12 protein-coding genes (1 of these 12 only partly in view) are annotated in these 12,226 nt (G+C 61.2%); 8 read left to right on the top strand and 4 right to left on the bottom strand.

Translation table 11 applies throughout. The features are described from left to right. Positions 1 to 24 precede the first annotated feature (24 nt). The 3 genes from ACTG1P_RS12610 (at position 25) to ACTG1P_RS12600 (ending at position 2,441) form a co-directional block, all read left to right on the top strand. Positions 25 to 240, top strand: coding sequence for a hypothetical protein (locus ACTG1P_RS12610; protein ID WP_019446524.1), 216 nt, complete (start codon positions 25 to 27; stop codon positions 238 to 240). A 210-nt stretch (positions 241 to 450) separates the two neighbouring features. After that, complete coding sequence (locus ACTG1P_RS12605; RefSeq protein ID WP_005339543.1) at positions 451 to 1,077, top strand: SCO family protein; 627 nt, start codon at positions 451 to 453, stop codon at positions 1,075 to 1,077. A gap of 74 nt (positions 1,078 to 1,151) precedes the next feature. Further along, complete coding sequence (locus ACTG1P_RS12600) at positions 1,152 to 2,441, top strand: MATE family efflux transporter (RefSeq protein WP_440002304.1); 1,290 nt, start codon at positions 1,152 to 1,154, stop codon at positions 2,439 to 2,441. A 13-nt stretch (positions 2,442 to 2,454) separates the two neighbouring features. Here ACTG1P_RS12600 and trmL read toward each other — a convergent pair whose 3' ends face one another. From trmL to ACTG1P_RS12585, 3 genes are all read right to left on the bottom strand, one after another. After that, positions 2,455 to 2,919 carry a tRNA (uridine(34)/cytosine(34)/5-carboxymethylaminomethyluridine(34)-2'-O)-methyltransferase TrmL gene (gene trmL / locus ACTG1P_RS12595; protein WP_005339545.1) on the bottom strand — a complete coding sequence of 155 codons (465 nt, stop codon included), beginning with the start codon at positions 2,917 to 2,919 and terminating at the stop codon, positions 2,455 to 2,457. Between the two features lie 74 nt (positions 2,920 to 2,993). Continuing rightward, entirely contained in the window at positions 2,994 to 4,364 is a 1,371-nt protein-coding gene (locus ACTG1P_RS12590; RefSeq protein ID WP_440001406.1) for an ATP-binding protein, read from the bottom strand. Then, entirely contained in the window at positions 4,346 to 5,041 is a 696-nt protein-coding gene (locus tag ACTG1P_RS12585) for a response regulator (RefSeq protein ID WP_042061153.1), read from the bottom strand. The genes ACTG1P_RS12590 and ACTG1P_RS12585 overlap by 19 nt, the downstream gene beginning before the upstream one ends. Positions 5,042 to 5,126: 85 nt before the next feature. On the opposite strand from ACTG1P_RS12585, the gene fieF reads away from it, so the two are divergent. The 4 genes from fieF to ACTG1P_RS12565 all read left to right on the top strand — a co-directional run bounded on the left by fieF (position 5,127) and on the right by ACTG1P_RS12565 (position 8,583). Further along, positions 5,127 to 6,038 carry a cation efflux pump FieF gene (gene fieF / locus ACTG1P_RS12580; RefSeq protein WP_005339551.1) on the top strand — a complete coding sequence of 304 codons (912 nt, stop codon included), beginning with the start codon at positions 5,127 to 5,129 and terminating at the stop codon, positions 6,036 to 6,038. An 8-nt stretch (positions 6,039 to 6,046) separates the two neighbouring features. Then, positions 6,047 to 6,826, top strand: coding sequence for a serine O-acetyltransferase (gene cysE / locus ACTG1P_RS12575; RefSeq protein ID WP_005339552.1), 780 nt, complete (start codon positions 6,047 to 6,049; stop codon positions 6,824 to 6,826). 20 nt (positions 6,827 to 6,846) lie between these two features. Continuing rightward, positions 6,847 to 8,127: a hypothetical protein gene (locus ACTG1P_RS12570; protein WP_440001405.1), complete on the top strand. Its 1,281-nt coding sequence runs from the start codon at positions 6,847 to 6,849 to the stop codon at positions 8,125 to 8,127. A 246-nt stretch (positions 8,128 to 8,373) separates the two neighbouring features. Further along, complete coding sequence (locus ACTG1P_RS12565; protein ID WP_005339554.1) at positions 8,374 to 8,583, top strand: cell division protein ZapB; 210 nt, start codon at positions 8,374 to 8,376, stop codon at positions 8,581 to 8,583. Between the two features lie 72 nt (positions 8,584 to 8,655). Here ACTG1P_RS12565 and elbB read toward each other — a convergent pair whose 3' ends face one another. Next, positions 8,656 to 9,306 carry an isoprenoid biosynthesis glyoxalase ElbB gene (gene elbB / locus ACTG1P_RS12560; RefSeq protein WP_440001404.1) on the bottom strand — a complete coding sequence of 217 codons (651 nt, stop codon included), beginning with the start codon at positions 9,304 to 9,306 and terminating at the stop codon, positions 8,656 to 8,658. Between the two features lie 400 nt (positions 9,307 to 9,706). On the opposite strand from elbB, the gene polA reads away from it, so the two are divergent. Next, positions 9,707 to 12,226, top strand: partial view of a DNA polymerase I gene (gene polA, locus ACTG1P_RS12555; RefSeq protein ID WP_440001403.1) — the 5' portion only. 246 nt of this gene lie beyond the right edge of the window; 2,520 of the gene's 2,766 nt are visible here — the first part of the coding sequence; it begins with the start codon at positions 9,707 to 9,709; the stop codon falls past the right edge of the window.

Here is a 12,226-nt window from a genome sequence, read left to right as displayed (position 1 = left end):
ACCCGTTTCGTCAAAGGTAGCCGGATGACCTGGTTTTACGGTCTTTGGCTGCACCATCGTGGTTCGCACTGGACGCTCTGGCTGGGATGTCCGAAAGAGAAGGTGGTGCGTCTGGTGTTGCTGTTCAAGCGGGGCCATGGCGATCGCCAGGGGGAAGAGGGCTGGCTGGCCCCCGTGATTCCCATCGGCGTGCGGGCCATCGGCAAGATGTTGCAGCAGGGGCGTAACGCTCGCCCCTGAGCAGAAGAGACAAACAAATCCACCCATAACCGGCACCCAAGGGGGCCGGTTTTTTTATGGCCGCAACTGGCGATTAATTATGCCAAATGGTCGACTCCTGACAGGGCGTTGCACAAGGTTGAACCACCTTGGCGGCTCGCTGGGGTACAATGCCCCCCTCTTGTCCGGTCACTGCTGGCCATCTGCCTCGAACTGAAAGGGTCTCTTGTTATGATGAAGCTCCGCTATCCCCTGCTCTTTCTGCTGCTGACAGCCTGCCTGATCCTGGTGTTCTACGCCACGCAGCCAGAGCAGCCGGAACAGGCCGATTATTATCCGGCGGGGCGGGACATCAACGATTTCGCCTTTACCGATGCGGACAACCAGCCGTTCACTCCTGCCAACCTGAAGGGGCACTGGACTTTCCTGTTTGTCGGTTACACCTTCTGCCCCGATATCTGCCCCACCACGCTGGCAGATATGCGCTCCGTCTATGACCAGCTGAAGAAGATGGCGCCCGACAGTCAGGTAGTGTTTATCTCGGCGGACCCCCAGCGTGACGATATTCCCCGTCTCAAGACCTATACCGCCTTCTTCAATCCCGAGTTCAAGGCGGCCACCGCCCCCCACGACAAGCTGTTCCCGTTCGTGCGCAATCTGGGGCTGATCTACTCCATCGCCAATCAGGGGGAGAAGGATTACCTGATCGATCACTCCGCCTCCATCGTGCTCATCAATCCCAAGGGCAAGCTACAGGCGGTATTCCGCCCGCAGGTGGCGCCGGGTCAGGTACCACGGGTGCAGATGGCCACCATGCTCTCTGACTTCGCCCGCATCCTGAAGCTGGCAGGCCACTGAGCGTGACCCCAGCTGTTGCCCCCTGGTGGCGAGATCCCTCTCGCCACCGCGCTGTCTTTGCGCTCGCCCTGCCCATGGTTTTCTCCAATATCACCACCCCCTTGCTGGGGCTGGTGGACACCTGGGTGATCGGTCATCTCGGTCAGGCCTGGTTTCTGGGGGGCGTTTCGGTCGGCGCGACCCTGATCAACCTCATCTTCTGGCTGCTCGGCTTTTTGCGGATGTCGACCACCGGCCTGACGGCGCAGGCGCACGGCGCCGCCGACGGTCGTGCCCAGCTCGATACTCTGCTGCGGGCGCTGGGGCTGGCCATTGCTCTTGGCCTAGCGCTGCTGTTGTTGCTTTTCCCTCTGTTGCCACGACTGATCGCTCTAAGTGGCGGCTCGCCCGAGGTGCAGCTCTATGCGGGCCAATATGTGGCGGTGCGGATCTGGAGCGCCCCGGCGGCGCTTTGCAATCTGGTGGTCATGGGCTGGCTGTTGGGGATGCAGGATGCCCGCAGCCCCATGGTGATGCTGATCCTCACCAATCTGGTCAATATGGCGCTCGATGCCCTGTTTGTGCTCGGGCTCGGCTGGCAGGTGCGGGGTGTGGCGGCGGCCTCGGTCATGGCGGACTACTGCGCGCTGGCGGTCGGTATCTGGCTGGTACGCCGTCAGCTGCGGCAACTGGCGCCGACGGTGTGGCAGGATGGCTGGCAGCGCTGGCGGCAGCTTGCGCCCATGGTGCGGTTGCTCGGCCTCAACCGCGATATCTTCCTGCGCTCCCTCTGTTTGCAGCTCTGTTTCGCCTTCATGACTCTGCAAGGGGCACGGCTGGGGGATGTGGCGGTGGCCGCCAATGCGGTGCTGCTCAACTTCCTGATGCTCATCTCCTACGGACTCGATGGTTTTGCCTATGCGGTGGAGGCCATGGTAGGACGAGCCATCGGTCAGCGGGATCGGCAGACACTGCGGGAGGCCATCGTGCTCAATCTCGGCTGGGCCGCCCTGATTGCGACCGCATTTACCTTGGGGTTTGCCCTGCTGGGCAGTTGGCTGGTGGGGCAGATCACCGATATTCCGGCCGTGGTGGCGGAGGCAAATCGTCAGCTTCCCTGGCTGATCGCCATGCCCTTGCTGGCGGTCTGGTGCTTTCTGCTGGATGGTGTGTTCATCGGAGCGACCCGGGCGCGGGAGATGCGCAACAGCATGTTGCTGGCCGCGTTTGGCGGCTTCTTCCCGATCTGGTGGCTCTGTCAGTCGTGGGGCGTGGCCGCGCTATGGGCGGCGATGGCGGCGCTGATGGTGGGGCGCGGTCTGTCGCTGGGGGTCACTTGCTGGCGGCTGGAGCGCAGCGGGCATCTGCTCGACGCCCGCCACTGATCATCGGTGGCGCTTACATGGCACCGTCGTAGCCGAGCTGGCGCCAGCTCTCGTAGACAAAGACAGACACCGCGTTGGAGAGGTTCATGCTGCGGCTCTGGGGCACCATAGGGATGCGCAGCCGCTGCTCGAATGGCAGGCTCTCGATGATCTCGATGGGCAGGCCGCGACTCTCCGGGCCAAACAGCAGGGCATCGCCAAGGGCATATTGTGCTGCCGAGTGCGCGGTGCGCCCCTTGGTGGTGCAGGCAAACACCCGCTTGGGTGCCACGGCAGCCAGAAAAGCCTCATAGCTCGGCCAGCGCTTCACCTCGGCAAATTCGTGATAGTCGAGTCCCGCCCGCTTTACCCGCTTGTCATCCCACTCAAACCCCAGCGGCTCGATCAGATGGAGCCGGTAACCGGTATTGGCGCAGAGCCGGATGATATTGCCGGTGTTGGGCGGAATTTCCGGCTGGTAGAGGACGATATCGAGCATGACGAGCTCCTGCAAAGAGGTGTAAAGCCAAGAAGGGGCGCCAGCATACCCAGCGCCCGTCCGGATGGAAAGGATCAGGCGATGGGCAAGCGGATGGTGATGGTCAGCCCGGTCGGGTGATTGTTGCTGGCCGCAATGGTGCCGCCGTGGCGCTGTATTGCCTCCGAGGCGATGGCAAGCCCCAGCCCGGTGCCGCCAGTCTTGGCGTTGCGGGCATCATCGACCCGGAAGAAGGGCTGGAACAGCAGCGCCTGTTGCTCGTCAGGCACGCCGGGGCCGTCATCCCGAATGGTCATCACCCACTCCTGCCCCTCCCGATACCAGTCCACCTTGATGAACTCGCGGGCATATTTGAGGGCATTGCGCAGGGGGTTCTCCACGGCCCGGGCCAGCAGCTCGGGCCACATCTGGATCGACTCTGCGGGCAGCGGCGGCAGTCTGAGCTGTTTGCCGCTCTGATTCGCTTCGAACATGGCATCTTCGAGGATGGGTTCCAGCAGGTCGGCCAGCGGATGTACCACCGGCGCCTCCACATGCTGCTGCACCCGCGACAGATCCAGCAGATCGCCGATCAGCTTGTCCAGCCGTCCAATCTCCGATTCGATCCGCGCCAGCTCGGCGCTGTCACCCTGCTTGCGGCGGATCAGCGCCTGCGCCAGTTGCATCCGGGTGAGAGGACTGCGCAGCTCGTGGGAGATATCGGAAAGCAGCTGTTTCTGCTTCTGGATCATGCTCTTGAGCGTCTCCACCATGCGGCTGACGTTATCCGCCAGCTGGCCGATCTCGTCGCCCCGTCCCAGATTGGGGATCTGCACCTCCAGATTGCCAGCCGCCAACTGGGAGACCGACTTCTGCAGTTGCAGGATGGGGCGGGTCAGCCGCCAGGCGAGCAGCAGGCAGAGCGGGGTGCTGACCAGCATCGAGATGCCCAGAATGCGGATCGGGTGATCCAGTACCTGAATGAACAGGAACAGGTAGGGATTCTCGGCATTGAGGCCGAAATAGACGTGATAGCGATGGCCGTGGTGCTCCATCAGGAAGGGGCCGGCGATCGCCTTGCGATCCTCGTTGCCCAGCATGGGATTGGCCGGGTCGTCAGCATCCACCATAAAGCGCACCACGAACTTGCGCGGATGGGTGGTGGACTGGATCTGCCCCTTCTCGTCGCGCAGGTAGACGTTGTCCACCGGCAGCATGGCGATCTTGTCCATCGCCTTGGCCAGATCGAAATCCTGATTCGGCTCGGCGGCGTTGAGCAGGGCCCGCACGTTGTTCTGCATCCGCGCCACTTCGTGGGTCGGCAGCGGGATTTGGTTGCGGGGATCCAGGGTCGGCAGGCTGATCACGGCGGCCAGCATCACCAGCAGCATGAACCAGAACCAGAGGAAGATGTGGGTCGAGATCCCGTTGAGGGAGCTGATGCGCTCTATTCTTGCTCTAGCCACAGGTAACCGCGCCCCCGTACGGTTTTGAAGCGGGGCTGGCCATCGGTGCGATCCGGCAGTTTCTTGCGCAGGTTGCTCAGGTGCATGTCGATGGCCCGATCGAAGGGTTCCAGCTTCTTGCCCAGCACCTGCTCGGAAAGGTGGCTCTTGCTGACGATCTGGCCGGGATTACGCAGCAGACACTCCAGCAGGCCAAACTCGGTGGCGGTCAGCTCCAGCAGTTGTTCGCCGCAGCGGGCCTGCTGCAGGCCGGGTTGCAGCACGATATCCATGAAGTGCACTTCGTCGGAGGAGTTGCCGCGCTGGGGCGGGGCGCTCTGGGTGCGGCGCAGGATGGCGCGCACGCGGGCCAGCAGCTCCCGATCATCGAACGGCTTGGCCAGATAGTCGTCGGCGCCAGCCTCCAGACCGTTGACCCGATCCTGGCTGTCACCGCGCGCGGTCAGCATCAGCACCGGGGTGTCGTGGGTCTTGCGCAGCTTGGTCAGCATGGCAAAGCCGTTGAGCCTGGGCATCATCACATCCAGCAACACCAGATCGAAGCTCTGCTCCGCCAGCCGTTGCAGCCCCTCTTCACCATCCTCGGCGACCGTGACCTGAAATCCCTCCAGGGTCAGAATTTCGGTGAGCAGTTGGGTCAATTCAAGATCGTCGTCGACCAGGAGTATTCTGTTCATCTGGTGTTATTCCGCAGATTTTCGCGCCAAACTGACGCCGGGGTCAGGGTATAATAAGTTTTTCATCGCCAGAGGAAAGCCGGTTTTGAGCCATCAACAATATTCCCGTTGGGTGACCTTTGCCAGCATAGCGGCGGTCACCACCGCTACCTTGCTGATCATCGGCAAACTGATCGCCTGGCTGATGACCGACTCGTCGACCCTGCTGGCGTCGCTTACCGACTCCTTCATGGATGTGAGTGCCTCCATCATCAACCTGCTGGCCATTCGCTATGCGCTGGCCCCCGCCGATGACGAGCACCGTTTCGGTCACGGCAAGGCGGAGTCGCTGGCGGGCCTCATCCAGTCGGCCTTTATCTCCGGCTCCGCCTTGCTGCTGGTGATGCACGGCATTTCATCCCTGCTCAATCAGGCGCCTATTCTGCGGCTGGAGGCGGGTCTCTGGGTCAGTGGCGGCTCCATCGTGCTGACCCTGCTGCTGGTCAGCTTCCAGAGTTTCGTTATTCGCAAGACCAACAGCGTGGCCATCAAGGCTGACATGCTGCACTACCGTTCCGATCTGCTGCTCAATGCCGGTGTCTTGTTGGCGCTGGTGCTGGCGGGGCAGGGGTGGTACTGGGCCGACGGCCTGTTTGCCATCCTGATCGGGCTATTCCTGCTGTGGGGGGCGGGACACATCGGCTACGAGTCGGTGCAGGCCCTGCTCGATCGTCAGTTGCCAGCGGAAGAACAAGCGAGAATAATGGCGCTCTGCTGTGCCGTAGAAGGTGTACACGGCGTACATGACCTGCGCACCCGTCAATCCGGGCCGACCCGATTCGTACAGTTGCATCTTGAACTGGATGATCAGATCCCCCTGGTCAAGGCCCATCAGATCGCCGATGAAGCCGAGCTGGCGGTACGCCAGGCATTCGAGCGGATGGATGTCATCATCCACATGGACCCCATCTCGGTGCTGACAAAAGAACAACAGAGCCCTCACCCAGAACAACAGTAGGCTGCAACATGGATGAACTGGTTGCCAAAACCTGGCACAAAATTCAGCAAGAAGCGGAGTGCATGGCGGCCCAGGAGCCGATGCTGGCCAGCTTCTTCCACTCCACCATTCTCAATCACAAGAATCTGCGTTCGGCCCTCAGCTTCCAGCTGGCCAACAAGCTCGACAGCGCCACCATGCCCGCCATCGCCCTGCGCGAGGTGATCGAGCTGGCCCTGCGCAGCGAGCCCGAGCTGCTGACGGTAGTGGCGGCCGACATCTGCGCCGTGCAGGAGCGCGATCCTGCGGTCGATCTCTTCTCCACCCCGCTGCTCTATCTCAAGGGGTTCCATGCCCTGCAGGGTTATCGGGTCGCCAACTGGCTGTGGCGTCAGGGGCGCCGCTCGCTGGCCCTTTATCTGCAAAACCAGATCTCGGTGGTGTTCGGGGTGGATGTGCACCCGGCCGCCCGCATCGGCAAGGGGATCATGTTCGACCACGCCACCGGCATAGTGGTGGGCGAGACGGCGGTGATTGAAGATGATGTCTCCATCCTGCAGAGCGTGACCCTCGGTGGTACCGGCAAGGAGAGCGGCGATCGCCATCCCAAGATCCGCGAAGGGGTGATGATAGGGGCGGGCGCCAAGGTGCTCGGCAATATCGAAGTGGGCGTGGGTGCCAAAATTGGCGCGGGCAGCGTGGTGATCAACCCGGTGCCGCCTCATACCACGGTCGCTGGCGTACCCGCCAAGATCGTCGGCCGTCCGGAGTGCGACAAGCCTTCACTGGATATGGATCAGTGTCTCTGATCTCCCGGCCGGAGTAGTCGATGGCCAAACGCTGGTCGGGTTATCTGATTTTGGGGATGTGGCTGCTCAACTTGCTGCATCTCTATCTGGGACTATCCCCCTGGCCAGCGGCCATGGCGGCCTGGGGGGCGTCACTGCTCACCTGGCCCTGGCTGGTGGGTGCCGCCAAGCGGCAGGCGCTGGCTCTTTATGGTGCCGCTCTGTTGCTGCTGATCTTCTCCTGGTGGCGGGGGGCGACCCTCACCGCCGGTGACTGGCTGCTGCCCAACATCAATATGCTCACCATGTTTGCCGCGGTGAGCACTCTCAACCTCGCCACCTCCGGCTTGCTGACCGGCACCACCTCCTGGACCGGGCGTAAAGGGCTGTGGAGCACCATGGCCAGCCTCAATCTGCTGGGGGCGGTCATCAACCTCTCGGTGCTGTTCATCATCGGCGATCGGCTGGAGCGCAACGGCACCCTGGAGCGGCGTCAGGTGATGGTGCTGAGCCGGATCTTCTGCGCCGCCGCCTTCTGGTCACCCTTCTTTGTCGCCATGGCGGTGGCGCTCACCTATGCGCCGGGTTTGCAGCTCTCCCATATTCTGCCGTTCGGGATCCTCGCCGCCTTGCTGGCGATGGGGCTGACCGCCTGGCAGGTGGAGCGGATCGGGGTGGCTGACTTTGCCGGTTATCCGCTGCGGCTGCAGACCCTGGGGTTGCCGGTCACGCTGGCGCTGCTGGTGCTCTTCATCAAGCAGATCTGGCCCCAGCTTGGCATTCTGGCGGTGATTGCGCTGGTGGCCCCGCTGCTGGCGCTGCTCTTTATGCCGAGGGCCGGGCGCAAGGCAGCCCTCAAGCGGCAGGTGGTGGAGCGCTTTCCCGCCATCGGCGGTCAGCTGGTGCTGTTTCTGGGGGCCGGTTTGCTGGCGGCGGGCATCAACAGTGCGCTGTCGGTAATCGATTTCGGCTCCGGTCACGGACTGCCGCTGTTCAACCACTTTGGCTGGCTTGAGGCATCCGTCACCCTGCTATTGATTCTGCTGGTGGCCATCGTCGGGGTGCATCCGCTCATCAGTATCTCCGGGCTGGCGCCGCTGCTCTGGCCGCTGGCGCCGGATCCCAGCCTGCTCGGCATGTGTTTCCTGCTGGGGTGGGGGCTTGCCACCGGCACCAGTCCGCTCTCCGGATCCAATCTGGCGCTGGCCTCCCGATACAACCTCAGTGCCGGGCTGATCCTGCGCTGGAACCTGCTTTATGGCCTGCTGATGTATGTCGTCGCCTGTCTGTTGCTGGGGGCTTATATCGCCTTGCATGGATAACGGCGGTTCCGTTGGAAGGGTGCAAATGATGCGCGGGTGGCGGGGCCTTTTACGCACGCTTCAGTGTGTTCTCGCGGCTCGGGCGCAGGATGCGAGAAAAATAGACGCATATTTAGACAATACATCTATGGAAGGCGCATTTTACAGCGCACTGGCTTGTTTGTGCCGATGCGCTCGGGGTATGCTGGCTTCACGCGCTTGAATCGCCCTCTGTGGGGCATCGCAATTGAACAAACAGGTATGCATATGTCACTAGAAGTCCTTGAGCAACTCGAATCCAAAGTACAATCCGCCGTCGACAACATCTCCCTGCTGAAGATGGAGCTGGACGAGCTGAAAGAGCAGAACAGCAAGCTGCAAGACGAGAACCATCAGCTGCGCAACGAGCACACTGCATGGCAGGAGCGTCTGCGTGCCCTGCTGGGCAAAATGGATCAGATGGGCGAAACCATCTAATTCATCGCCTTCAGGCAGAATTGAAAACGGGCCGCTCCATGAGCGGCCCGTCTGTTTTTGGCTGGCTGAGGATTATAGCGCCAGCAGCTGCTTGACTGTCTTCTCGATGCCGTCCGCCGCCTCAACAATATTGTTGGCCAGCATGTAGGCGGGGGTGGAGATCACCTTGCGCTCTTGATCCACCACAAACTCGTTGACCGGGCAGTTGAGATGGCTGCCACCCATCGCCTCGATGGCGTTGGCGGTGCCTTCGTCATGGCCGATGGTCGCCAGCGTCCCGGCACCATAGATCTGCGGGATCATGGCGGGCGCGATGCAGATATAGGCGGCCGGTTTGTTGGCGTTGGCAAAGCTCTGGCACGCTTTCAGCACATCGGGCTGGATCTGGCACTCGGCCCCTTTGATAGCGAAGTCACACAGGTTCTTGGCCGCGCCAAAGCCGCCGGGCACCAGCAGCGCGTCGTAATCGGCCGCATCCAGCTCGGCCACATTCTTGATCTGGCCACGGCAGATACGGGCCGCTTCGACCAACACGTTGCGGCTCTCTCCCTCGCTCACTTCACCGGTCAGGTGGTTGATGACATGGAGCTGCGCCACGTTCGGGGCGAAGCACTGGACGGCGGCTCCCTGACGGGCCAACGCCAGCAGGCTGATGACGGCCTCGTGGATTTCGGCCCCGTCAAAGACACCGCAGCCACTCAAAATCACGGCCACTTTTTTCATGGCAAACTCCTCGTTGTTGAAAATGTGAGCCAGGATGGATTGTTGTACTTTTGTATGGTTATCGCTCGCCCTCCGCTGGTCAAGTCATCTTGCTGTGCTAGGATTGTTTCGTTTTGGATCCTGCCGTACCTACTCCCTTAAATCTTTTTCCACATTGATCGAGATCATTCTAACTGTCTCACGATCGGTTTTTACGATCTCAATGCATTGTTTTTAATGGCTTTTTGTATTCTTATGCACAGTTTTATCACTGTGTGCTCTGATGCGCCCCATTTTTGAACACAGAGTTATCCACAGACTGAGTCCCTTTATCAGGCGCTGTGTACTGTTGCTGCGCCCCTTGGTGTGAGGGGGGCCCTGTGGCATCCTAGCGGCTGTTTATCTCTGGCAGGACGATTTCATGGCCCCTAGCAACCCCCTTATTCTGGTCGACGGCTCCTCTTATCTTTACCGCGCCTTCTTCGCCTCCCAGCAGGCTGATCTGCGCACATCGACCGGTTTGCCGAGCGGCGCCGTCCGTGTCATGGCCAACATGATGCGCAGCCTGCGCAAGCAATATCCTGACTGTCATGTGGCCGTGGTGTTTGATGCCAAGGGCAAGACCTTCCGCGATGACATCTATCCCGAGTACAAGGCGACCCGCGCCAGCATGCCGGACGATCTGCGCAGCCAGGTTGCCCCTATCCACCAGATGATCAAGGCGATGGGTTTCCCCTTCCTGATGGTAGAGGGGGTGGAGGCAGACGATGTGATCGGCACCCTGGCCCGCCAGGCGACCGAGAAGCAACTGCCGGTCCTGATCAGCACCGGTGACAAGGATATGGCGCAGCTGGTTTCCGACCATGTCACCCTGATCGACACCATGAAAGATGTGAAGACCGATCGGGAAGGGGTGATCGAGAAGTTTGGCGTACCGCCCGAGCTCATCATCGACTATCTGGCTCTGATGGGGGACAAGGTCGACAACATTCCCGGCATGACCGGCGTCGGTGAAAAGACTGCACTGGCCCTGCTGCAGGGGATTGGCAGTATCGACGAGATTGCCGCCAACCTCGACAAGGTAGCTGCGCTCGGCTTCCGTGGCTCCAAGGCGTTCGCCGACAAGTTCCGCGAGCAGGAGGAGCAGGTTCGTCTCTCCTATCGACTGGCGACCATCAAGACCGATGTCGAGCTGGAACAGAGTCTGGAAGAGCTGTTGCTCAAGCCGGTCGACAGGGAGTCCCTGCTGGCGGTCTATCGCGAATACGAGCTGCGCAACCTGATCAAGGAGCTGGAGTCCGGTGGTGAAGAGGGCAGCGAGAGCGCCGGACAGGATGAAGCTGGCGATGAGAGCACTGCTCCGGTTGCCGCCATCGAAACCGATTACCGTTGCATTCTGGACGAAGCCGAGCTTGACGGTTGGCTGGAACAGCTGAAAGCGGCACCGTTGTTTGCCTTCGATACCGAAACCACCAGTCTCGACTATATGGAGGCACGGATTGTTGGCGTCTCCTTCGCGGTTGAGCCGGGCAAGGCTGCTTATGTGCCGTTTGGCCACGACTATCTTGGGGCACCGGTACAGCTGAGCGAGGCCGTGGTGTTGGGCAAGCTCAAGCCGCTGCTGGAAGATCCGACCCGTCTCAAGGTGGGGCAGAATCTCAAGTACGATCGTAACGTGCTGCTCAACCACGACATCGATCTGCAGGGCATCGCTTACGACACCATGCTCGAGTCCTACGTGCTCAATTCCACCGCCAGCCGCCACGATATGGATTCGCTGGCCAAGCGTTATCTCGGAGTCGAGACCATCTCGTTTGAAGATATCGCGGGCAAAGGGGTGAAACAGCTCACCTTCAACCAGATCGAGCTGGAGCAGGCCGCTCCCTATGCGGCAGAAGATGCCGACATCACCCTGCGTCTTCATCAGGCGCTGTGGGGTCAGCTGGAGGCCGTGCCGGGCCTTGCCAGGGTATTCAGCGAGATCGAACTGCCCTTGCTGCCAGTGCTGGCGCGGATGGAGTTGCTCGGCACCACCATCGATCCCAAGTTGCTGCACCAGCAGAGTCAGGAGATCGAGCTGCGCTTGGCGGAGCTGGAGAAGCAGGCTCACGAGCTGGCTGGACAGGAGTTCAACCTCTCCTCGCCCAAGCAGCTGGGGGAGATCCTCTTCACCAAGCTGGGCCTGCCGATCATCAAAAAGACTCCGAAGGGTGCGCCGTCTACCGCAGAAGAGGTGCTGGCCGAGCTGGCGGAGACCTATGAGCTGCCGCAACTGCTGATGGAGCATCGTGGGCTGGCCAAACTCAAGTCCACCTACACCGACAAGCTGCCGCTGATGATCAAGCCCCGGACCGGGCGGGTACACACCTCCTATCATCAGGCGGTGGCGGCTACGGGCCGTTTGTCATCATCTGATCCCAACCTGCAGAACATCCCGGTGCGCAACGAGCAGGGGCGCCGGATCCGTCAGGCCTTCATTCCTAGCGCTGGCTACAAGCTGGTGGCGGCGGACTACTCCCAGATCGAGTTGCGCATCATGGCGCACCTCTCCGGTGACAAGGGGTTGCTGACTGCCTTTGCCGAGGGCAAGGACATCCACAAGGCGACCGCCGCCGAGGTATTCGGTGTAGCGCTCGATGCGGTCACCACCGACATGCGCCGCAGCGCTAAGGCGATCAACTTCGGCCTTATCTACGGCATGAGTGCCTTCGGTCTGGCCAAGCAGCTGGGGATCGGCCGCGCCGAAGCACAGAAGTACATGGATCTCTACTTCGAACGCTACCCGGGCGTGCTGGAGTATATGGAGCGCACCCGTCAGCAGGCGGAAGCCCAGGGGTATGTCGAGACCCTGTTTGGCCGTCGCCTCTATCTGCCGGATATCAAGTCCCGCAACGCCGGTCTGCGCAAGGCAGCTGAGCGGGCCGCCATCAACGCCCCCATG

The organism is Aeromonas sp. 11P (assembly GCF_051920165.1).
In the GTDB taxonomy this organism is placed as follows: Bacteria; Pseudomonadota; Gammaproteobacteria; order Enterobacterales; family Aeromonadaceae; genus Aeromonas; species Aeromonas veronii.
This window is presented reverse-complemented; position numbering and strand designations above follow the sequence as displayed.

Excerpts from the sequence above, each read along its gene's own strand:
- ACTG1P_RS12610 (WP_019446524.1), top strand. The coding sequence starts at position 25 with ATGACCTGGTTTTACGGTCTTTGGCTGCACCATCGTGGTTCGCACTGG.
- ACTG1P_RS12605 (WP_005339543.1), top strand. The coding sequence starts at position 451 with ATGATGAAGCTCCGCTATCCCCTGCTCTTTCTGCTGCTGACAGCCTGC.
- ACTG1P_RS12600 (WP_440002304.1), top strand. The coding sequence starts at position 1,152 with ATGGTTTTCTCCAATATCACCACCCCCTTGCTGGGGCTGGTGGACACC.
- trmL (WP_005339545.1), bottom strand. The coding sequence starts at position 2,919 with ATGCTCGATATCGTCCTCTACCAGCCGGAAATTCCGCCCAACACCGGC.
- ACTG1P_RS12585 (WP_042061153.1), bottom strand. The coding sequence starts at position 5,041 with ATGAACAGAATACTCCTGGTCGACGACGATCTTGAATTGACCCAACTG.
- cysE (WP_005339552.1), top strand. The coding sequence starts at position 6,047 with ATGGATGAACTGGTTGCCAAAACCTGGCACAAAATTCAGCAAGAAGCG.
- ACTG1P_RS12570 (WP_440001405.1), top strand. The coding sequence starts at position 6,847 with ATGGCCAAACGCTGGTCGGGTTATCTGATTTTGGGGATGTGGCTGCTC.
- ACTG1P_RS12565 (WP_005339554.1), top strand. The coding sequence starts at position 8,374 with ATGTCACTAGAAGTCCTTGAGCAACTCGAATCCAAAGTACAATCCGCC.
- elbB (WP_440001404.1), bottom strand. The coding sequence starts at position 9,306 with ATGAAAAAAGTGGCCGTGATTTTGAGTGGCTGCGGTGTCTTTGACGGG.